This window comes from Pseudomonas sp. HLS-6 (genome assembly GCF_002753995.1).
Classification (GTDB): Bacteria; Pseudomonadota; Gammaproteobacteria; order Pseudomonadales; family Pseudomonadaceae; genus Aquipseudomonas; species Aquipseudomonas defluvii.
Genome location: NZ_CP024478.1, coordinates 2249476 through 2271207, shown reverse-complemented (window position 1 = coordinate 2271207; position 21732 = coordinate 2249476). Strand labels below are relative to the sequence as shown.

Below are 21732 nucleotides of genomic sequence, written 5' to 3'. Positions count from 1 at the left end.
CATAGGTGTTCCTTATCGTGTCTTGCTCACGGGTACGCAGTGCTTCAGCAGCCTTCTCATCACTGATGTCACGTACCGCACCCACTACCCTGAGCAACACACCTTGAGCATCGCGCAGGCAACAACCACGCTCGCGGTACCAGGTTTCACCGCGGGTTTTGTGACGCATGCGGTATTCAACGGTGTAGGTAGACTGAGCCGAGTTTTTGGCCGTGCACTCAGCAAACACCCGCATGACATTTTTCAGGTCCTGCGGCTGCGCAACGGCAAAAAAACTGTCCCAACCATCTGCGAACTCTTCAGGGCTGTAGCCGATAAGCTGGCGAAACTGGTCAGACCACCGGATTATGTTCTTCAGATGATCAGCATCACCATTAACGACCGTGAGGTCCCAACACCCCTCTGTCAGCGCCTGCCTGGTAAGCGCCCACGCCTGCTCATCTTCTACCCGACGATTTTGCAACTCGGCCGTTGCCGCCCGTTCTTCGCGGCAATGCGCCAACTCGGCCTCAAGTTCAAGACGCTGATGCTCGACATCGGCCAATTGCGCGAGCAAACGCTGATAGTCCTCGGCGCTGCAAGGCGCCGTCGGCACCATGGCAGCCTGACGCTGCCACTGCAGATGAGCGTGCCATTGCTCGCTCAATGCCTGAAAAACGGCAAGCAATTCAGGTTGACGCTTCAACCCCACGGCCTGACTGATATCTGCCGGTTGTTCGACCAACAGGCACTTCATCATGCGGGTAAGTTCAACGGCCAGCGCGGTTGCGGAATGTCTGAACCACATGGCGACTTCTCCTGACAGTGAACACTACGCTCGCTCGCGTTGTTCTGGCGAGTGCGTGGGAGCAAACGCCTGTCGGACTATAACAAGGGGCTTCGCGCCACACAGATACCTCTTTGTGGGTATATCGCCAGTGGTTTCTATCAAGCTACCTCTTTAGGCATACCTCTTTTTCCGGATTGAGCAGAGATTCCTTTTGGGCAAGTATTTTTCCGGACAGGAATTATCGCATCACTGATGCGGAACACGCTGATGTCAATTCGGACTAAGAGGCACACCCATGAACTCACGCGTTGCAATTATTGGTGCAGGCCCCTGCGGCATGGCACAACTTCGGGCGTTTCAATCGGCTCGGGACAAAGGCGCTGCCATTCCCGAACTGGTCTGCTTCGAAAAGCAACAAGACTGGGGCGGCATGTGGAACTACACCTGGCGCACCGGCCTGGATGAAAACGGCGAGCCGGTCCACGGCAGTATGTACCGCTACCTCTGGTCGAACGGGCCGAAAGAGTGCCTGGAGTTTGCCGACTACACCTTTGAAGAGCATTTTGGCCGACCGATCGCCTCTTACCCTCCCCGTGAAGTCCTCTGGGACTACATCAAGGGCCGCGTCGAGAAAGCCGGCGTACGCGATTACATCCGCTTCAACACGGTGGTGCGTCAGGTCAGCTTCGATGAGCACACTCAGCGCTTCTCCGTTCTGGCCCATGACTACCAGAACGATACCGAGACCCTGGAAGAATTTGATTACGTGATCAATGCCTGTGGGCACTTCTCGACGCCAATAGTCCCCTACTTCCCAGGTTTTGAACAGTTTGCCGGGCGTATTCTGCATGCCCATGACTTCCGCGAAGCACTGGAATTCAAAGACAAGAACCTCTTGATTGTCGGTAGCAGCTACTCTGCCGAGGACATTGGCTCGCAGTGCTACAAGTATGGCGCCCGCAGTATCACCAGTTGCTATCGTACCTCGCCCATGGGCTACAACTGGCCATCGAACTGGGAAGAAAAGCCCCTGCTACAACGCCTGGAGAACGACCGGGCCTACTTTATCGACGGCACCAGCAAGCCGATCGACGCGGTGATTCTGTGCACCGGGTACAAGCACCACTTCCCGTTCCTGCCTGAATCGCTGAGTCTGAAAACCGACAACCGCCTTTGGCCGCGCAATCTCTACAAGGGGATCTTCTGGGAACCCAACCCGAAGCTGATCTACCTCGGGATGCAGGACCAGTGGTACTCCTTCAACATGTTTGATGCTCAAGCCTGGTATGCGCGCGATGTGATCCTGCAGCGTATCGCCTTGCCTGACGCAGCCACCCGCAACGCCGACTGCCTGCAATGGCAAGCACGCGAAGCCGAGCTGCAAACCAACCAGCAAATGTTCGAGTACCAGGGGGCGTACATCCAGCAACTGGTGGACGCAACGGACTACCCAAGCTTCGATATCCCGGCAGTGAACGAAACCTTCCTGCAATGGAAGCACGACAAAGCGACCAACATCATGGGCTACCGTGATAAGTCCTATCGCTCGCTGATGACCGGCACCCAGTCACCGCCCCACCATACCCCCTGGCTCGAGGCGCTGGACGACTCAATGGAGGCCTACCTCAGCGAGCCACACGTTACCGTCAAATCCGCCAGCTAAGCCGCCCAGGTACTCAGGACACAGGAGAAGCGGCATGCAAGCACCGCGTATTTCACGACCATGGGAACCCGGGCTGCTCAAACAGACAGCGGCGACCGAGCACTACCGGGTCAACGGCGGCGGCCTGACACTGGTCGAGCTGGGCCCGGGCGATACCCTGCAGATAACTGATGTCGAGGGCCTCCAGCCCTGCGAAGTCATGGCCTTCAGCACCAGGATCAACCCAGCGTTGGCGAGCCTGGGGCTGATCGCTGGCAGCGGTTTCGGCTTTATCCAACAGGCGCTGGCAGGCAATAGCCGACAGGTACAGCGCATACTGCAGGCACTCACCAAACGTGGCTTCGACACCCAGCGCCTGCCTGGCGCAGGGATGCTGTGGAGCATCGACTCGGCGGCAGGCTACAGTCGCCAGTTCACCCTTGGCGAGCCACTGCTGCTGATCATTGCCGCGCCGGCTCACGCAACGTCAGTGGACGCCCAGCAAACGCCCAGTGAACTGCGGATACGGGTGCATCGTGCCAATCCCTCGTTGGTCCATGTGCCCACGCTACCAGAACCGCTGGCCGACCTGGTGGACGAATTCACCTTGCCTGCCGGTAGCGCCCGCAGCTATGCCGTGAGCAAGGGGCAGTACATCCAGGTCATCGATGTCGCCGGGCGCCAGTCCTCGGACTTCGTTGCCCTGAACCGTCGAGACTTGGACAAGGGCCTGGAGTTCGACCTCGACCAGACCGTTACCCGCACCCTGAACGGCAATGCCTATCCAGCCCCTGGGTTGTTCGCCAAGTTCTTCGATCGGCAGATGCGGCCCATGCTCGAGGTTGTACGCGATACGGTTGGCCGTCACGACGCCTTTGCCCTGGCCTGCACCGCACGCTACTACGAAAGCCATGGCTATTTTGCCCATGACAACTGCAGCGACAACCTCAGCCGTGCCCTGCAGGCTCATGGTGTACAGGCTCGCAGCGGCTGGCCGGCGATCAACTTCTTTTTCAATACGGCCATCGACGCCCATCAACAGATGGTCATGGATGAGCCCTGGTCGCGGCCGGGTGACTACGTCCTGATGCGGGCCATGAACGACCTGATCTGTGCCAGTTCCTCCTGCCCCGATGACATCGACCCGGCCAACGGCTGGAACCCGACCGATATCCATATTCGTGTCTACGCCGACAAGGAACGATTCTCTATCGCCATGGCCAATCGAAAAACGGCGGATGCCGACCCAGTGCTGACCCAAGAGACAGCATTCCACTCCCGCACCAGCGCCTTGACCGGCAGCTTTACCAATTACCGCAACTGTTGGCTGCCGCTGCGCTTCGATGGTTTTGGGGCAATCGACGAGTACTACGGCTGCCGTGAGCGCGTTGCCGTCATGGACCTGACCGCACTGCGCAAATTCGAGATCCTGGGCCCCGACGCCGAGGCGTTGCTGCAGTACTGCCTGACCCGCGACATCAGGCGCCTGGCGGTGGGCCAAGTGGTCTACTCGGCCATGTGCCATGAGCATGGCGGCATGCTCGACGACGGCACATTGCTGCGCCTTGGCCCGGACAACTTCCGCTGGATCTGCGGCGAAGAGTACGCCGGGGTATGGCTACGTGAACAGGCGCAAAAGCTCGGCATGAAAGTCTGGGTCAAGTCCGCCAGCGAGAAGATCCACAACCTGTCGGTGCAAGGCCCGCTGAGCCGTGAGCTGCTTAAACAGATGATCTGGACACCCGCCACTCAACCCGGGCTGGACACGTTGGGCTGGTTCCGCTTTCTGGTAGGACGACTGGACGGTTTCGACGGCTGCCCGGTCATGGTTTCCCGTACCGGCTACACCGGCGAACTGGGCTACGAAGTATGGTGCGCACCGCAGGATGCGGAACAGATCTGGGACCGTATCTGGGCCCTGGGCCAACCCCTGGGGATCGTGCCCCTGGGGCTGGAGGCCCTGGACATGCTGCGCATCGAGGCTGGGCTGATTTTTGCGGGCTACGAGTTCACCGACCAAACCGATCCGTTCGAGGCCGGTATCGGTTTCAGTGTGCCACTCAAGAGCAAGACCGATGACTTTATTGGCCGTGAGGCCTTGCTGCGGCGCAGTGCGCATCCCACGCACAAACTGGTCGGGCTGACACTGCAAGGCAATGAAGTGGCTCATCATGGTGATGGCGTGTACCACGGGCGCGCGCAGGTCGGTGTTATCACCAGCGCCTGTCGCTCGCCATTGCTGGCCAGCAATATTGCCCTGTGTCGGGTGGATGTGGCCTACGCGGAGCCTGGCCAAGCGCTGCAGGTGGGTAAAGTCGATGGTTTGCAAAAACGCATCGACGCTACGGTCTGTGCGCCGATCTTCTATGACCCGGACAAGAGCCGCGTGCGTGCCTGACCCGGCACGCTCACCGGAACACCTACCGACGCCACAAGGTCCATCGCCGCTGGCTAGCCAGCGGCGACTGGCCGCACCTCAAAGATCGCGCCTTCGATACCCAGCACCTCGCCGCCATCGGTGAAAATGCCCGTGCCCTCTTCCTGCACCCACTTGACCGTGCCATCGGCGCAACGGATCTGATACGTCAGCGAATACGGTTCGCGCCGGAGCAATGCGGTTTGTACGCCATACCAGATGTAATCAGCGTACTCCGGCAAGATCAGCCGACCATAGCCGCCGGCGTCCCGGTCCTCGATAGCTTGCGCGCTGAAACCGGTCAGTTGCTCACACCCTCGACTGACGAATTCCATGCTCCACTCACGATTGATCCGGCCGCGATAAATCATGAACGGCAAGTTGTGCAACAGGTCGCTGGCACTGCGATGGCTGGCCAGCAATTGAATTTCCTGCTGACGCCGAGAGGTGCGGTCTTGAAACGACAACAGGGCACAGCCGGCCTTGAACCGGCAATACACCTCACACCAGAGCACCCCGTTGCCCTGATCGATCAGCCGCAGCTCAAGGGATTGCGCTACGGGTTCTGGCGTTTGCCAACGGGCGATGAAGGCCTGCCACAGCGCTTGGTCTTCATGGTGAACCGCATCGCTGAGCAGGCTGCCGACCGTCGGCGTCATACGCTGTGACCAGTGGGCGTTGTGCCCGATGATCCGTGCCTCGCCATCGAGCACCACCAGTGCGACAGGAAAGTCATCCAGCAGGTTGGCCACGCTCGCGAACTCAGTGAACGGCATTGGTCCTCCCTCCGACAAACTGGGTGGCACAGTTCTGGTGAACCCAGGCCGCCAACTCAAGGCGCGAACGCATCTGCAATTTGCGCATCAGGTTCTTCACGTACACCTTCACCGTCCCCTCGCTGATCCGCAGGTCACGGGCAATGAGTTTGTTGCTCAACCCATGGGCAAGCAGGTTGAGGGTTTGCTTCTCCCGCTCGGTGAGGCCCGCGAACTGGCCATGGGCCGCGCTTGCGGCATCGCTGACGGCTGTGCCGGAAGCATCCGCGAGCAAGGCCACCAGGCTCTCGTTGAGCACCGCCGAGCCTCGGCCACAACAGCGGACATAGTCGAGCAAAACCTCGGGATCGGTGTCTTTAAGCAAGAAGCCCTGAGCCCCGAGGCGCAACGCGGTGACCAGTTCCACCCGGTCAAGCGAGGCCGTCAGCACGATCACCTGACATTCACACTTGAGCCGGTTCAACTCCTCAAGCACCTGCAGCCCCGTCATGCCAGGCATGTGCAGGTCGAGCAAGACGCAATCGGGCTTGAGCCCCAGCACCAGGTCGATCCCCAGCAGCCCTTCTGCCGCCTGCCCGACCACTTCATGGTCGCCGCTGTCGGCGAACATTTCCGAAAGGCCACGGCGGAACAAGGGATGGTCATCAATCAAGACGATCGATGTGTGATTCATGGGTGACTCCTCAAGGAAAATGCCTCAGCTGGGAGCACCAGCGCCAGGCGAGTGCCTCCACCCTGGCGTGCCCCGACCTCAAACCCGGCGCCGATCAGCGCCGCCCGTTCCTGCATGATGGACATGCCAAAATGCCCAACCTCACGTGAAGCCGGTTGCAGCCCGATGCCATCGTCCTCGACATGCATCAACACCCCGGCGGCATTGTCACGGACAAGGCTGATCCAGACATTGCGCGCCCGCGCATGGCGCAGCGCGTTGACCAGTGCCTCGCGAACAATTTGCAGCAGTTGCAGTTCGACGTCGCCCGACAACAGCCCATCGGGCAATCGGTTGTCCAGATGAAACACCATGTTGCTGCGCCGTGAGAGCTCCTCGACGGATTCGCCGAGAGACTCACGCAGGGTTTTGCCGTTCATGGTCAGCCGCGCTTCACTGATCAGTTCGCGGACTTGCCGCTGTAACCTCGACAGCCCGCCCTTGAGCACCTCGACGATGGCCAAGGCCTTGTCTGGCTGCTGTATACGACGCTGCAGCCGAGCGGTCTGCAGTGACAGATAGGCCAGCTCCTGGGCGACCCCATCATGCAATTCCCGGGCAATCATCGACTGCGGTACTGCACGTTGGCCGGGTGATAGCAGGGAGCCTTTGAATGCATTCAGCAACACGCGCTCAATAAAGCGGGCAAGCTCCAGCAGCAGCGTCCGCGCACCCTCGGGAGCGGCCTCCACGACACTCATCGTCAACCGTCCATGCCCCTCTTGGCCGGGCACGTGAACGTTGACCGCACGTTCGTCTTCGGGCGCGGCCGGCATGTGCAGGTCCAGGTGCAGGCTCGCGCCCACAAGCAGGCTGGAGGCTTGGGCAACAAAGCCCTCGAGCAGCAGATTGACGTCCTCTTCACCCAGCAGGGCAAACAGCAACTCGGTTTGCAGTAACGCCAACGCCTTCTGGTCGATAGCCGCGTACTCGCTCATTGGACAATCCGTCAAAGACCTTCCTCCTGCATGCCGACAGCGGTGTCATTGCAGGATGAATCAATGAGCAAGTTCCGTACCCCTTTGCATTACCCCTTAAGAGGTACTCCCAATGAGCGAATTGCCAGGTAATTCCCTGTAGGAAACTATATCCACCAACAGGAAAGAGCGCCCTGAGCCACCCGTGCAAGGCGCAGGCGCTGCCCGAGGCGAAACAGCGCGCACCAACAGAAGGCCTGAAGGCCTCGATTGCATCAAAGCGTTGCACGCGACCTTACGACTTGACCCTGCCACTGATGAGCCTATCCCGCCTGGCCAGTCCTTCAGGCTTGCCAGGGTGATCCACCCAGCAGAGAGCGCACATGGCCAACTCAACGGCAAGCCCCCATGCTCCATTCAAAAGCGTCCCTTACTACCCGCCCATGGCAATCAATCCCGATGCCCAGTGCCACCTTGTGATCAGCGACGGCAGTGACTTGCCGCGCACACAGGCACTGGTCAGCCGCCTGGTGCAAACCCGACAGGTCGACTGCCTTGTTCTGGGAGCCGCGGACAGCCCTTCGCTGCAGAGCCTGCAGCAGGTCCTGGAGCAGCGCTTTGCACGCCTGCATGTGGGTGTGCAACTGCATGTGCTCGGCAGCGAAGCCTTCATCTGGGCGATCCATGCACAGGCCATCACGCACGGTTTGTCGAACGACGAAATCAGCCTCTGCGCCCCAACCGAAACTGTGCAACGCCTTGTTTACTGTGTGCACTGCTCCAGCGTGCACAGCCACCCGCTGGCCGACGCGGTGAAATGCCCGGCCTGCGCTGTTGCCTTGGAGGTGCGTGGGCATTTCTCACGACGCTTGGGTGCCTACCTGGGCGTTTGCCTGAATGCAGACGCACCCTACTCGGAGTTGCCAGCATGAATGACGTTATCCAGGTACGCGTGCAGGCTGCCATCAACATCACCCCGGTGATTCGCGAGATCACCTTTGAAGCCGTCGACACCGCCCTGCCCCCTTACTCGGCAGGCAGCCATATCCAGGTACATGTTCCGCTGGCACAACGCACCCTGCGCAATGCCTACTCACTGCTGAACGCACCTGCAGGCCGCACGGCCTATCGCATTGCCGTGCGCTTGCAGGAACACTCACGCGGCGGTTCAAGGTACCTGCACGAAACCCTGAAGGTGGGCGACGTGCTGAACGTCTCTCGCCCCGCCAACCTGTTCCCCATTCATACCCTGGGTCGTCATCACATCCTGATCGCCGGGGGTATCGGCATCACACCGTTTCTGGCCTACAGCGAGCACCTGTTATGCGAAGGCGCCTCATTTGAGCTGCACTACGCCTATCGCAGCGGCCTCACCGATGCCTATGTGCAGCCGCTGGCCACGCGCCTGGGCGACAGGCTGCATGCCTACGACAGCCTTGAGCGGCCACTGAACCTGGCACCGATCCTGAGCAACCAACCACTGGGCAGCCACCTGTACATCTGCGGGCCGCAGCGACTGCTGGCCAGCGTCCGGGAACAGGCCAGTGCCTTGGGCTGGCCGGACGGACGTATTCACTGGGAAGCCTTCAGCAGCGCCGAACCCGGCGTACCGTTCAGCGTTGAATTGGCACAGAGCGGACGGCGTATCGAGGTCGGCGCTGACGAAAGCCTGCTCGAAGCCCTCGAGGCCAATGCTGTCGAAATTCCCAACCTCTGCCGTGGCGGGGTTTGCGGGCAATGCGTGACCCGCTACGTGACGGGCGATGTAACCCACCGCGACCACTTCCTTGCCGCTACCGAGCGCGCTGACCGCCTGATGCCGTGTGTGTCCCGCGGCTGTGGCAGCTCGCTGGTGCTCGACCTCTGACTTTTGCCTGGAGCCTGGCCATGACACCGACCCTCAAACCCATCGAGACGTACCGCGACGACTTCACCTTTAGCAACAGTGCCCAAGCGATCGCACGTTTTCCGTTCCCATTCCCGGAAGACCAGTACATGTACTCGGTCAACATCGAACCGGCCACGCCCCGCGAGCCGGGCTCGGTGTTCGAGCACTGGTTCGACATTGACGAGCACTACCGCTCCGAGATGGCCGAGCGGGCGCGGGTAGTGCAGCAAGACCCGCGCCGCTATCTGGTCATGCCACATATGCAGACGGCTTCCTGGGACGCGCTGCAGATGTTCATGGAACACCTGAGCAACGACTACCCGACGCTATTCAGCCTCACCCGTACCGGTGACCAATGGCATTGGCAGAACCACGTTCTGGGTATCGATCAGCACTTTACCTTTGGTGATCCCGACACACTGCCCTGCGAACCACTGGAGTTCATTACCCGCCAGGTTCAGGGGGATATCGCCCTGCTCGACCAGCGCGACAACGACCTGTTCATGGATGCGGGCATGGTCACAAGCCCGGCGGACTGGTCACTGGCCTTCGACGCCGGCATGAGTTTCAAGCAATGGCACACCCCAGTGCCCATGGCGCATGAACTGGGCGTGTTTGACCGTGCCTTGAAATACCTGCTGAACATTCAAGTGGACAAGCCGGTACGCCGCTTGAACTGGACGCTGACGATCAATCCGCGCATGGACACTTCGCCGGAAACCTTCCATGAATGGGGCCACGACCGCAGCACCGTCACCGCAGAAAACGCCGGGGCCTTGGTGCACCTGCGGGTCGAGCTGCAATTCATGGCGCGCCTGCCGCGCAGCAACGGGCTGATGTTCAGTATTCGTACCTACCTGATCAGCCTCAACGAACTCGTCACCAACCCCGCCTGGGCCAAGCGCCTGCATCGCGTGCTACGCGACTTGCCCGCCCCCATCGCCGACTACAAGGGCATGACCCGCTACCGCCAGCCATTGCTGGAGTGGCTCAGCCAGTTCGACCCACACGCCTGACTCTCTCAACGACCCGTTAGAAGGAAACGATCAATGGCTCATTCATGGCGCATCAGCGCACTGCGCGACCGACACCTGGCCCTGGGCTCCGCGCTCGAAGACTGGAACGGCATGGGCACCGCCTGGACCTACGCCTCGGACCTGGCCGACCATCACGAGGCGATCCGTACCAAGGCTGGCCTGATGGATGTCTCGGGGCTGAAGAAAGTCCACTACGTCGGGCCTCACGCCGAAAGCCTGCTCAGCTACGCCACCACTCGGGATATCAGCAAGGTCTACCCGGGCAAGTCGGTGTATGCCTGCATGCTCAACGAAGACGGGAAGTTCGCCGATGACTGCGTGATCTATCGCACGGGCCCTAACGCCTTCATGGTCGTGCACGGGGCAGGCAACGGCCATGAGATGCTGGTTCGCCAGGCGGCGGGGCGCCAGGTCGCCGTGCTGTTCGATGACGACCTCCACGACCTCTCGCTGCAAGGCCCCTTGGCGGTGGACTTCCTTGCCGAACACGTGCCGGGCATTCGCGACCTGCCCTACTTCCACCATGTCCAGACCACACTCTTCGGTCGCCCGGTGATGATCTCGCGCACCGGCTACACCGGCGAACGCGGCTATGAGATCTTCTGCAAGGCCGCCGATGCCCCCTTGATCTGGGACACCATTCTGGAGAAAGGCCATCCTCTGGGCATCATCCCCTGTGCGTTCCTCGCCCTGGATTGGCTGCGCACCGAAAGCTACCTGCTGTTCTTCCCCTATGACAATTCCGAGATGTACCCGTTTGCGCAGGAAAAAGCCGGGGACACGCTCTGGGAGCTGGGCCTGGACTTCACCGTCTCGCCAGGCAAGCAGGACTTTCGCGGCGCCCACGAGCACTATCGCCTGCAAGGTCAGGAGCGTTTCAAGATCTTCGGCGTACTGATAGACGCCCCACTCGCCGCCGAACCAGGCGATACCTTATGGCAGGACGGCAAGCAGGTCGGCGTTATCACCTGCCCTATGTACTCACGCCTGACACAACGTTCCCTGGCCATCGCCCGAATGGACACCGCCATCGCCGTGCATGGCACGCCACTGGTGGTCAAAGGCAGCCTGGAAGCCAGCGCCATCGCCCATGAAATGCCGTTCGACGACCCCGAGAAGAAAAAACGTACCGCCAAAGGCTAACCCGACACACGGGGCCGCAGCCGCGCGCCCCGTGTGCTGTCACCCATTCCCTCCATTGGATCACCCCGCCATGAACCAGTTCGTCTTGAAAATCAGTTGCCCGGCACGCTCGGGTATCGTCGCCGCCGTCACCACCTTCCTTGCGAACCAACAGTGCTACATCAGCGAACTCTCGCAGTTTGACGACGAAGTCACCTCGCGCTTTTTCATGCGCGCGGTGTTCCGCTTCAACGACGGTTGCGAGCCCGACATCGACCGTGTGCGCAGCGGTTTCGTTGACGTTGCCACGCCACTGGAGATGCAGTGGGAACTGTTTTCCTCCAGCCAGCCGCCCAAAGTGCTGATCATGGTCAGCAAGTTCGACCATTGCCTGGTGGACCTGCTGTACCGCCATCACAAAGGCGAGCTCCACATGGAGATCACCGCTGTTGTCTCCAACCACCTCGATCTGCGGCACATGGCCGAACGCGAGGGTATCCGCTTCATCTACCTGCCGGTGAACAAAGACAACAAGGCCCAGCAGGAAGCCGAACTGATGAAAATCGTCGAGGAAACCGGAACCGACCTGGTGGTGCTTGCGCGCTACATGCAAATTCTGTCCGACGACCTCTGCCGCAAGCTGTCTGGCCGCGCAATCAACATCCACCACTCCTTCCTGCCCGGCTTCAAGGGTGCCAAACCCTACCACCAGGCCTACGCACGTGGCGTTAAACTGATCGGCGCCACCGCCCACTACGTGACCAGCGACCTCGACGAGGGCCCGATCATCGAGCAGGAAGTACAGCGTGTTGACCACGCCCACCAGGCCGAGCAGTTGGTGGCAATCGGCCGGGATACCGAGACCATTGCACTCTCCAAAGCACTGAAGTACCACTTGCAGCACCGGGTGTTCATTAACGGCGACAAGACCGTCATCTTCAGCTGAGCCCCACTCGCCAGCCGTTGCCACAGACGCGGGCCACCGGCAGAGATGTCGGTGGCTCTTGCGCAGCAGGCGCCCTCACCTGCCCCTTCACCGATACCGCCCTCAGCCCAGCGACGGCAAACTCAGCTCAACCGCGGTCAGCGGCGCGTTTACGACAAAGCCGTTCCACAACTCGCTGAACGTCTGCCCATTGCGCGGATGCCGGCAGGTTGGCGCCAGCTGGGCCAGGGGTTTAAGCACAAAGGCCTGCTCCAGGATCTCTGGCCGTGGCAACTCAAGGTCACCGAACTGTCCAACCTGCTCGCCATACATCAACAGATCAATGTCCAGGCTGACCTGCTCCGGGGTCTGCCGGCAGCGGCCGAAATGCGCCTCCAGCGCCTTGAGCTCAGCAACCAGGGAGGCCAGGGAACGGGTGGTCTGCGCCTGCACGACCATATTGAAAAAGGCCGGTGCTTCTAGCCCGACCGCGCTGCTTTCAAAGACCGGAGAACAACGCAATGGCCCCAGCGACGCCCGCAACGCGATGCACGCCTGACTCAAATGCCATTGCCGGCGTAGGTTGCTACCCAGGCCCAGGTAGATGTCATGGACCTGGATGTCCGTGACCCCGACGGTGCGAATCTGTAGAGCGGTCATAACAACACCCTGAAAAACACCGACCATCAACCGTGATGCAAAGGGGCGACCTGCATCCACAGGTCGCCCCTTTCGCCCACCCTCGAGGCTCAGACCGCGTCGGCGCCAACCTCTGCGGTACGAATCCGGACAACCTGTGACGCCTCGGTGACGAACAGCTTGCCATCCCCGATCTTGCCCGTGCGTGCAGCGTTGATGATGGCTTCCAGCGCTGCCTCGCACAGCGCATCGGTGACAATCGCTTCAAGCTTGATCTTGGGAATCAGGTCGACAACGTATTCAGAGCCCCGATAGATTTCGGAGTGCCCCTTCTGCCGACCGAAGCCCTTGACCTCGGTCACCGTCAACCCTGTCACCCCCACTTCGGCCAAGGCCTCACGTACATCGTCGAGTTTGAAAGGCCTGATGATCGCAGTGATCACTTTCATGAGTGCGCTCCTTAATTCGAGTACTTGTAGCCCACTTCACCATGAGACGACAGGTCCAGACCGTCCACTTCATGTTCTTCGTCGACACGAAGGCCACGGCATAGCACGGCGGCCACCTTGAAGGCGATAAAGCTCGACACCGCCGAGAACAGGATGCTGAACGCCAAGACGCCACCATTGACCAACAACTGATCCAGCACGCCGCGCTCCCCGCTGAAACCCAGCCCGCCCAGAGAGGTCATGGCGAACACCGGGGTCAGCAAACCGCCGACGATACCGCCAACGCCATGCACGCCAAACACATCGAATGCGTCGTCCAGCCCCAGGATCGGCTTGAGTTTTTCCACGGCCCACAAGCAGATCGGCGCAACGATCAAACCCAGCAGGATAGACCCCATTGGGCCTACGAAACCGCAGGCCGGGGTGATCGCGACAAGGCCGGCAATAGCCCCGGACAACGCCCCCAGCATGCTCGGCTTGCCACGATGCTTCCACTCGACGAACAACCACGCCAACGCCCCTGCCGCGCTGGCGAGCATGGTGTTGACCATCACCAGCATGGCAAAACCATTGGCCACCAATGCACAACCGCCACAGAAACCCAGCCAGCCCACCCACAGCATCGAGCCACCGGTCATGGTCATGGTCATGTTATGCGGCGCCAGCGCCGAGGTTCCGTAGCCGCGACGGCGCCCCAGCAGGAAGGCGCCGATCAGCGATGCAATGCCGACATTGACGTGCACCACGTTACCGCCCGCGAAGTCCTGAACACCCAGGTCGAACACCCAACCGCCTCCCCATGCCATATGCGCCATGGGGAGGTAATTGATCGTCAACCAGATGGCCATGAACACCATGACCGCCGAAAATTTCATCCGCTCAGCGAAACCGCCGCAGATGATCGCCGGGGTAATGGCCGCGAACAGCAGCATGAACAAGAAGTACAGCAACTCAGGAATGGTGCCTTGAAGTGCGTCGGGGCCTACGCCCTTGAGAAACAGTTTATCGAGCCCACCAATAACCGCTTGCCATTCGCCACCTGACGTGAACGTCAGGGAATAGCCGTAAATCGCAAACAGCACCGACATCAACGATGCAACTGAAAACACCTGCATCAGAATCGAGAGCACATTCTTGCTACGTGCCAGGCCACCATAGAACAACGCCAAGCCAGGCAAGGTCATCAACAACACCACCAACGCGCACGTCGTCACAAAGGCGGTGTCACCGCTGTTAAGCGCAAGCGGCTGATCCGCCGCCCACGTAGGGAGCGTCACTGACGTGAGCGCAGCGACCGCCGCCAATCGGCCACCTCTGAAAGAACCGTTCATGTGTATTCCTCAACAGTGATGCAGCATTGCTCTCATAAGTGGCGTGCGATCAATCGCCCGCCCCTAGCCTCAGGTTCGTCAACAAAATTTCCCAAAAAGAAAATTTCATTCCCGAAGGTAAAAGCAATCTATCTGCCAAACTGCCTGCCATTACCTCCAAGGAGGTAACAAAAAACCGCATGGATCGACAGGGACACCGAAGGAATCGAGGTACAGGGATGAGAGCGCGCGTAGCGGAAGGTACTCGCCGCTACGCGCTGGTGCATCATGGCCGTGAACAGAACAAAATCGGGCGTTTTGCCCAGCCGCGTCAGCGCTTCGCCGCCAGCGCGGCCATTAATGCGGCATCGTGCCCGTAGATATCCGGGGCATAGGACACCTTGCCCTGGCTGTCGGCCTGAGCCGTCCAGTAAGTGAGCACAATCGGTACTGGCGTTGCCAGGCGGAACTCATGGGTAAGCCCGGTGCTCAACAGTTGGTCCGTGCGGGCACGCTCGGGCGGGCTCAACAACAGATCGCGCAACTGCAACGCGTGCTCGACCCGCACACAACCCGAGCTGAACGCGCGAGGCCCTTTGTTGAACAGCGCCTGGCTGGGCGTGTCGTGCAGGTACACCGAAAACGGGTTAGGGAAACGAATCGCCATCTGCCCGAGCGGGTTCCTCGGCCCCGCACCCTGACGCAAGAGGATGTTGCCGGGATTCTCCCAATCGATATCCTCCGGCGCCAATAGCTGCCCATCGCTGTCCAGCACCTGCAAGTTCTGGCGGCTCAGGAAGGCCTGATCCCGACGGATTTCCGGGAGCTTGTCTTCACGCAGAATGGTTGGCGGCACCGTCCAGGTCGGGTTCAGGGTCAGCCGCGTTACCTGGGACTTCAGCAGCGGGGTCTGGCGCTCGGCACGGCCCACCTGCGTGCGCGTCTGCCATACCGGTACCCCGTTCTGATAGACGATCAACTGGGCCGCCGCGACATTGACCAACAGGCTGGTAGGCTCCATTTCCTGGGCCAGCCAGCGAAAGCGTTCAAGGTTGATGCGCAACTGCTCGCGCCGCGCCGCCGGGCTGACGTTCAACTCGTTCAAGGTTCCCGGCCCGATCACCCCGTCCGCTTGCAGCGAATGGCTGAGCTGGAAATTTTTCACCGCATTGACCAGCGTGGCACTGTAGTGCGAATCGACGGTAACCGGGAGGCTGCTCAAATAGCCCTCGTTCAACAACCGCTGTGCAAGCTGCGGCACCCGCTCATCCTGCATGTCCGGGCGCAGCAACGGGCCGCTGGCAAGCGACTGCCAGTGGGGCAACGGCTGCTGGCGCTGCTGGGCATACACATGACGCAGGTATTGATACTGCTCCAGGCTCGGGCGGGCCTGGGTAAAGGCCCCGGCAATGTTCTGCAGCCCCGGACCGGCGAGCGCCAGCACCTCGGCCTGTCGGTCGCGTTGTACCTCGTTGGCATGCCACAGGGGCTCGAAACGCGCCTGCTGCAAACGGCCATAGTGCAGATCCTGTAGAGCCTGCAGGTACTGTTGGCTGATCTGGATATCAGCACACAGCGCGTCGCCCGCCCCATTGCCAGCCGGCAACGCGTAGTTGGCCGGGTCCAGGCCATCGTCGGCCAAGCGCTGCAACTCAGCCTGCAAGGCCGCCACGCGCCCGTTGACCGACCACAGCGCAAGGCCCTGTTGCTGCTGATAGAAGGCCTGCAGCAGCGCCTGCGTCGGCGTGTCCACGTGCTTGGCCAGGCCCGGGCACGCGACCGCCAATTGGGTGAGCGCTAATTGCAGCGGGCTTTGATTCTCGGCGGGCGCCACTTCGGCAAACGCGACCAATGGCGCAGCGAGCAAGCAAATGCTCAAGTAACATGCGGACTTTTTGAACAACTGCTTTACTCCAATCCATGGCCGTCACGGTTGACGGTCAACCTTTGCAGCAGATACGACAAACAATCGGGCCAGTGTACAAGCTAGGCTGCCGAGGTGGACGACACGATGTCAGGAGTCAAAGTGGCAAGGGAGACTCTTCACACATGCTGACCTTTTTGTGCCGACTTTTTCTGGCAACAGCAACCTTGGGCGTGATCTGCACGCCAACGTTCGCCGCCAACACAAACAACCCTGCTTTGTATGACAGCCTCTCGCAGGCCGCTCCAGAACTCAATCCCCAAGCGCTAAAAGGCGCCCTGAGCGCCATGCAATGTGCCGTCAATAACGGCGCCCGGCAAGCGCGACACCTGGCCGTGATCGACTACTCCCAACCCTCCACGGCACGCCGGCTCTGGATCTTCGACCTGAACAAGAAGACTGTGGTGCTGCGCGACCTGGTCGCCCATGGACAAAAGTCCGGGGAAAATTTCGCCACCCAGTTTTCCAATCGCCTAGGCAGCTACCAGTCCAGCCTAGGGCTGTTCCGCACCCAGGAAAGCTATGAGGGCACCCACGGTTACTCGCTACGCATGGACGGCCTGGAGCCGGGCTTCAACGACCAGGCGCGGGACCGTGCCATCGTGATTCATGCCGCCGACTATGTGAACCCCTTGTGGAGCAAGCGCCAGGGCCGTATCGGCCGCAGCCAGGGCTGCCCGGCTGTTCGACCACAAGTGGCGCGCCAGGTTATCGACAAACTCAAGGGCGGCCAGTTCATGTTCTCCTGGTACCCCGACCAACGCTGGCTGAAATCCTCGGCCTACCTCAACTGCCAACCACGGCAGGTGGCAAGCATCCTGACCGCCAGCGGGGGCTGAAACGCAGCGGCACACTAGCCAGGAATATCGGCGTCCGTCGGCCCATCGACCAGATTGCCGCGCACCTCGATGGCATGGCCGAAGAACAACTCACCGTCCTCATGCCAAAAGGTGAAATCCCCGGCGTCGTCGATCTCGATGGTCAGCAGCTTCATGCGTGACAGGAAGTCCGCAGCAGTGCATTGCGCTTCATCCTCGCCAAGCCAGTGTTCGTTCTTCAGCGGCAACAATTGGCTCAACGCAAAATCGCTGATACGACGATGCCACTGCTGCTGTGCCTGAAACAGGCCCGCAGCCAGCGAGATGACAGCCTGAGGGCTCTCAGGGTCGGCACAACGCAACAGCAGGTTGATCTCTGAACCGTTCCAGAGCGCCGTCCCCTCAAACTGATCGGAGCACTTTTCCCGCTCAAGCACGCCAAATTCCGGGGTATCCAACCGCACAGGAATTTGCAGGTCGTCCGCAACGCGTTTCAGCTCGGCATCGGCGGCCTGACAAGGCGTGATACTGCGCACCAGGACCGCGCCGCTCGCCGTCTCCCCCTGCACATGGAGGGTATGCTGACTGAAGGCACGGACCTGACGCATCCAATGTTCGACTGCACTCTTTTCTACCGGCATCTCACAACGCTGCCGCTGCTGCGTCAGGGTACCGTCCTGGCTTTTCCAGGCGGCCAGGTAGAACACCAGCGTCCATTGCTCAGTGTTACCAATACAACCCGCCCCCGAACCAAAGGCATCGACCAGCCCGATAACCGGTTCATCCGTGTTCAACATGCGCGCGTTTCCTTTGTCTGTAGTTGGGGCCGCCTTATTGTCCACATATCCGCTACTGTGCGCACGCTTCGCACGAGAGTGCCTATTTCTCGTGTTCTGGCGGTTGCGCGAGGGGGGGCATTCGGGTGCGCTGGCCCCCTTGAGCCCGCTGTACCCATCCAATTTTAAAAGCTAACAATTTCAATAAGTTACAAATCACTACATCGTACCTGATTTCGTAGATGCCATGAGCGGTTGCTTCGGGTCGTTTTCGACTTCTCATGACGGGCAAGAATCCACAACCAAAAGCAGCCATAGAGCTTTGCAATAAATTTTAAAAGATGACTACTCTAATAACCGTCGCTGACGGTCATGAGATCCTAACCTATCACTACTAACACGCGCGGTGACTGAAACATAAATTCATTTCCGTCAGAATGGCAGCCGGACTAGACCATTGGTGGCCATGATGGCTGCCGAGCGAACTCAAGGAGTTGGATGTGGGTTTTCAAAAGCGTATTCGGGATTTGGTCATCACAGTTAGCGAAGGCATGTTTGAGCGTGAAGAGATCATCGCGGTGTCCCTGCTGGGGGCGCTCTGTGGGCAGAACACTTTTCTATACGGGCCACCAGGTACCGCCAAGAGTCTGATTTCTCGCCGTATAGCTTGCGCCTTTGAGCAGCCGATTTATTTCGAGTATCTGATGAACCGCTTCAGTACACCCGAAGAGGTTTTTGGTCCTGTGTCCATCAAGGCGCTGAAAGAAGATCACTACATTCGTAAAACAGACAATTACCTGCCTAAAGCCGATTTCGCCTTCTTGGATGAAATCTGGAAATCCAGCCCCGCTATTTTGAACACCCTGCTGACATTGATTAACGAGCATGTATTTCGCAACGGTGAAGCCAATGAGAAAGCCCCACTCAAGGCACTGATTGCTGCATCAAACGAAACACCAGGCGCCAATCAGGGCCTGGAAGCCTTGTACGACCGTTTTATTCTACGGCTGATGGTGGGGCCTATTCGTGAAGGTCAACACTTTGATCAGTTACTGAATAGCAAACCAACCGCAGCCAAAATCGACATTCCATCGGCTCTGCGGGTTACGCCGACTGAGTGGTCGGAGTGGATGGCGCAATTGCACGAGGTCAAGCTTTCGGCAGAGACGCTGACCATCATTCATTTGATCCGCGGGCAGTTAGTGCAGCAGTACGAAACGCTCAAGGTTTATGTGTCCGACCGCCGCTGGCAGCGCGCGGCAATGCTGATGAAGGCTGCAGCCTTTTTTAACGACCGCCGGGAAACCAACCACAGCGATGCTTTGCTGCTGCAACACTGCCTGTGGACGCATGACGAAAATCGTCAGGCTGTCTGGGATATTGTCGCAGAAGCGGTGAAGGCTTGCGGCTTTGACTGCGGTATAGATCTGGCTGGACTTGATAAAGAGAAAGATGCACTCGATATAGAAATAAAAAATGAGCTTTATTACTCAGCAGATGTTTATGCAACAAAAAATATTGGAGGAAATGAGTATTTTGTCGGAGAGCTAGAATTTATATCCAACATTCATCGCAGCGGAGCAAGAGAGGAAAATCGCAAATTTCTTATAAGCAAAGAAATGTATAAAGAAAAAATAGAGTTTCACCCTGTCGACGATCAAGGCAATGAAATCTCAGATATGATCTGCGGATTTGATGGGCAAGGCTCGTGCCTTGTCAGCCTAAACAGCAGGTATAGTCGCAATGAATATAAAAAAATGCAGTTCACTCCCAAAATAATTTTTCACAAGGGATGCGAAAAAGAAGACGTTAACAATCGCTTAAGATCCTCGCTAACTAAATCTGTCGCCGGAATTCGTCAAAAGTTACTCGACGCGCTTAAAAATGTTGAGGAAAAAGCCAAAAACCATAAGTCAAAGCTGGCATCCCCATTTGTACCTGGCGATAAAACCAGCCTAGCAATTACTGGTATTTCCGAACAAATTGATGGGTTACAACTTCGGATCAAGGACTGTGAGCGACTGGAAGAACTATGCCGTCGCTAGATCAAATAGCCGTCGAAGCCAAGATAGCTATCACCTCATTGAGGCAGTCATATGCATCACTGCTGGATAGCTCTGGTTCGATTGCAGGCCATGTTGCCGAGAGAGTTCGACTATGGCAGTCGGCTTCGGCTGCTGAACTGAAAGCAGATTTTCCCTTTGCGTCATATGAGCAACAGCTATCGAACTGGCAAACCCGGAACCAGTCTCCTCCTGTTTTGAGTGCAGAACTGGCAGCGGCTGTTAAGGACTATGTTGCTCTGTGCCATGCAGCCAAGCTGCCCGACAATCAATCTTTTTGGCAGCGTGAATTGGCGGCTGTGACGGACACTGAGAAGATTGCGGAAAAACGCCAGACAGATAGCACTGTCAGCGCTCGTCTTTTGCGTGATGAATGGCAAAAAGCCTTGGATAAGGCACGTGCAGAGTGGGAGCTTGAGCGTATATCCGTACTGCGCCGGCAGTTCATGGAGGAGCTCGAAGCATTTCTGCAGTTACTGCAACAGCTTCACCAGCAGTTGGAAATACTGGGGTTGGACCCTGGTATTTTCCTTGATCTGTCCAAGGTCAACCTGTCTGCACAGGAGATAGAGCGCTTTCAACGTTGGGCCAAATACTTGGCCAATGATCCTGGCGTTAGGTCGCTATGTGATCTGCTAGGCAAACTGCGTCAGTTGGAGGTTTCAGAACGCATCGAACGAACCCAGGTGCATTATAAGCAGGACGTTGGATTACCGGATATCAATTCGCAGGAAGAGATCATTGGTATTCGTTTGGGGCGTGATATCGAGCATGTGCTGCCCAGCGAACTGGCTCTGCTGGCTGACCCCGAAACTTCCATTCTTTTCGATCTCAAGTACGTCGAGTCACGCCTGATGTGTTTTGACATGCAGGGTATTCAGTGCGCTCAACAACATCACCAAAGAGAAGAGCTACGCAGCGTTGAAGAGGTGGCTAAACAAGGGCCAATGGTGATTTGTGTCGATACCAGTGGCTCTATGAGCGGTATGCCTGAGACGGTTGCCAAAGCCGTGGCGCTGTTTATCGCAGGCAAGGCCAAGCAGCAGAAACGTGCGTGCTATTTGATAAATTTCTCCACAGGTATCGAGACGCTGGATCTTGGAGACGACTTTGGCATGGAGGCCTTGATCAAGTTTCTGGGTATGTCCTTCCACGGCGGAACGGATGCCATTCCAGCATTGAATCATGCGCTAGGTGTGATACAAAACGAGACCTATGAGCGTGCTGACCTATTGATGATTTCAGACTTCATCATGGCTAGCTTGCCAGGGCAGATATGTCAGCAAATTGAACAGCAGCGCAAGCATGGCCACCGCTTCTATTCCTTAGTGGTTGGCGATTGCTTTATGAGTCAACGTTTAACCAGCCTGTTCGACCATGAATGGGTCTATGACCCGCACAGCAGCAAAATTCATGGATTGGTTGGTTTCCAGCAACGGTTGGCTGATGGTTTGGAGAATTAGTACGTTGAAACGTCCTGAGTCGAACCTAATTTGGTAGTTACATCTGACTGTCGTTTTTGGGTCGGTTTCAACCGATCGCGGCAGGC

The 21732-nt window shown here is 58.5% G+C and carries 18 protein-coding genes and 1 pseudogene; 10 read left to right on the top strand and 9 right to left on the bottom strand.

Going from position 1 to position 21732, the window contains the following annotated elements; translation table 11 throughout:
* Positions 1-70: 70 nt before the first annotated feature.
* Positions 71-598: pseudogene (locus CS390_RS10620) on the bottom strand (PAS domain-containing protein); the annotation flags it as partial.
* 466 nt (positions 599-1064) lie between these two features.
* On the opposite strand from CS390_RS10620, the gene CS390_RS10615 reads away from it, so the two are divergent.
* Both CS390_RS10615 and CS390_RS10610 read left to right on the top strand, forming a co-directional pair.
* Positions 1065-2432, top strand: coding sequence for an NAD(P)-binding domain-containing protein (locus CS390_RS10615; RefSeq protein ID WP_065757745.1), 1368 nt, complete (start codon positions 1065-1067; stop codon positions 2430-2432).
* 34 nt (positions 2433-2466) lie between these two features.
* Complete coding sequence (locus CS390_RS10610) at positions 2467-4809, top strand: DUF1989 domain-containing protein (RefSeq protein ID WP_099774311.1); 2343 nt, start codon at positions 2467-2469, stop codon at positions 4807-4809.
* 53 nt (positions 4810-4862) lie between these two features.
* On the opposite strand, the gene CS390_RS10605 is transcribed toward CS390_RS10610, so the two are convergent.
* From CS390_RS10605 to CS390_RS10595, 3 genes are read right to left on the bottom strand one after another with little or no spacing between them, the layout of a single operon-like run.
* A complete protein-coding gene (locus CS390_RS10605) occupies positions 4863-5603 on the bottom strand; it encodes a PAS domain-containing protein (protein ID WP_099774310.1) in 741 nt (246 codons plus the stop codon).
* Entirely contained in the window at positions 5590-6276 is a 687-nt protein-coding gene (locus tag CS390_RS10600) for a response regulator (RefSeq protein ID WP_099774309.1), read from the bottom strand. Before CS390_RS10600 ends, CS390_RS10605 begins: the two co-directional genes overlap by 14 nt.
* Positions 6273-7253, bottom strand: a complete 981-nt coding sequence (locus CS390_RS10595; protein WP_099774308.1) for an ATP-binding protein — start codon at positions 7251-7253, stop codon at positions 6273-6275. The genes CS390_RS10600 and CS390_RS10595 overlap by 4 nt, the downstream gene beginning before the upstream one ends.
* 362 nt (positions 7254-7615) lie before the next feature.
* Between CS390_RS10595 and CS390_RS10590 the strand changes: the two genes are divergently transcribed.
* From CS390_RS10590 to purU, 5 genes are all read left to right on the top strand, one after another.
* On the top strand, positions 7616-8164 hold the full coding sequence (locus tag CS390_RS10590; protein WP_099774307.1) for a dimethylamine monooxygenase subunit DmmA family protein: 549 nt from the start codon (positions 7616-7618) through the stop codon (positions 8162-8164).
* Entirely contained in the window at positions 8161-9099 is a 939-nt protein-coding gene (locus CS390_RS10585) for a PDR/VanB family oxidoreductase (RefSeq protein ID WP_099774306.1), read from the top strand. Before CS390_RS10590 ends, CS390_RS10585 begins: the two co-directional genes overlap by 4 nt.
* Before the next feature lie 20 nt (positions 9100-9119).
* Positions 9120-10136, top strand: coding sequence for a DUF3445 domain-containing protein (locus CS390_RS10580; protein WP_099774305.1), 1017 nt, complete (start codon positions 9120-9122; stop codon positions 10134-10136).
* 33 nt (positions 10137-10169) lie between these two features.
* Positions 10170-11300, top strand: a complete 1131-nt coding sequence (locus CS390_RS10575) for an aminomethyltransferase family protein (protein WP_065757738.1) — start codon at positions 10170-10172, stop codon at positions 11298-11300.
* Between the two features lie 70 nt (positions 11301-11370).
* A complete protein-coding gene (gene purU / locus CS390_RS10570; protein WP_065757737.1) occupies positions 11371-12225 on the top strand; it encodes a formyltetrahydrofolate deformylase in 855 nt (284 codons plus the stop codon).
* A 102-nt stretch (positions 12226-12327) separates the two neighbouring features.
* Here purU and folK read toward each other — a convergent pair whose 3' ends face one another.
* The 4 genes from folK to CS390_RS10550 all read right to left on the bottom strand — a co-directional run bounded on the left by folK (position 12328) and on the right by CS390_RS10550 (position 16505).
* Positions 12328-12864: a 2-amino-4-hydroxy-6-hydroxymethyldihydropteridine diphosphokinase gene (gene folK, locus CS390_RS10565; RefSeq protein ID WP_256587597.1), complete on the bottom strand. Its 537-nt coding sequence runs from the start codon at positions 12862-12864 to the stop codon at positions 12328-12330.
* Between the two features lie 89 nt (positions 12865-12953).
* The gene (locus CS390_RS10560) at positions 12954-13292 is read right to left on the bottom strand and encodes a P-II family nitrogen regulator (protein WP_065757735.1); all 339 of its coding nucleotides are present in this window, start codon (positions 13290-13292) and stop codon (positions 12954-12956) included.
* An 11-nt stretch (positions 13293-13303) separates the two neighbouring features.
* On the bottom strand, positions 13304-14623 hold the full coding sequence (locus CS390_RS10555) for an ammonium transporter (RefSeq protein ID WP_083199718.1): 1320 nt from the start codon (positions 14621-14623) through the stop codon (positions 13304-13306).
* Between the two features lie 310 nt (positions 14624-14933).
* On the bottom strand, positions 14934-16505 hold the full coding sequence (locus CS390_RS10550; RefSeq protein ID WP_099774304.1) for a murein L,D-transpeptidase: 1572 nt from the start codon (positions 16503-16505) through the stop codon (positions 14934-14936).
* A gap of 146 nt (positions 16506-16651) precedes the next feature.
* Here CS390_RS10550 and CS390_RS10545 point away from each other — a divergent pair, with 146 nt between their 5' ends.
* Positions 16652-17365: a murein L,D-transpeptidase catalytic domain family protein gene (locus CS390_RS10545; RefSeq protein ID WP_099774303.1), complete on the top strand. Its 714-nt coding sequence runs from the start codon at positions 16652-16654 to the stop codon at positions 17363-17365.
* A gap of 14 nt (positions 17366-17379) precedes the next feature.
* On the opposite strand, the gene CS390_RS10540 is transcribed toward CS390_RS10545, so the two are convergent.
* Positions 17380-18141 carry a DUF2262 domain-containing protein gene (locus CS390_RS10540; protein ID WP_099774302.1) on the bottom strand — a complete coding sequence of 254 codons (762 nt, stop codon included), beginning with the start codon at positions 18139-18141 and terminating at the stop codon, positions 17380-17382.
* 479 nt (positions 18142-18620) lie between these two features.
* Here CS390_RS10540 and CS390_RS10535 point away from each other — a divergent pair, with 479 nt between their 5' ends.
* Positions 18621-20165, top strand: a complete 1545-nt coding sequence (locus CS390_RS10535) for an AAA family ATPase (RefSeq protein WP_099774301.1) — start codon at positions 18621-18623, stop codon at positions 20163-20165.
* A complete protein-coding gene (locus CS390_RS10530; protein ID WP_099774300.1) occupies positions 20153-21646 on the top strand; it encodes a VWA domain-containing protein in 1494 nt (497 codons plus the stop codon). Before CS390_RS10535 ends, CS390_RS10530 begins: the two co-directional genes overlap by 13 nt.
* Positions 21647-21732 lie beyond the last annotated feature (86 nt).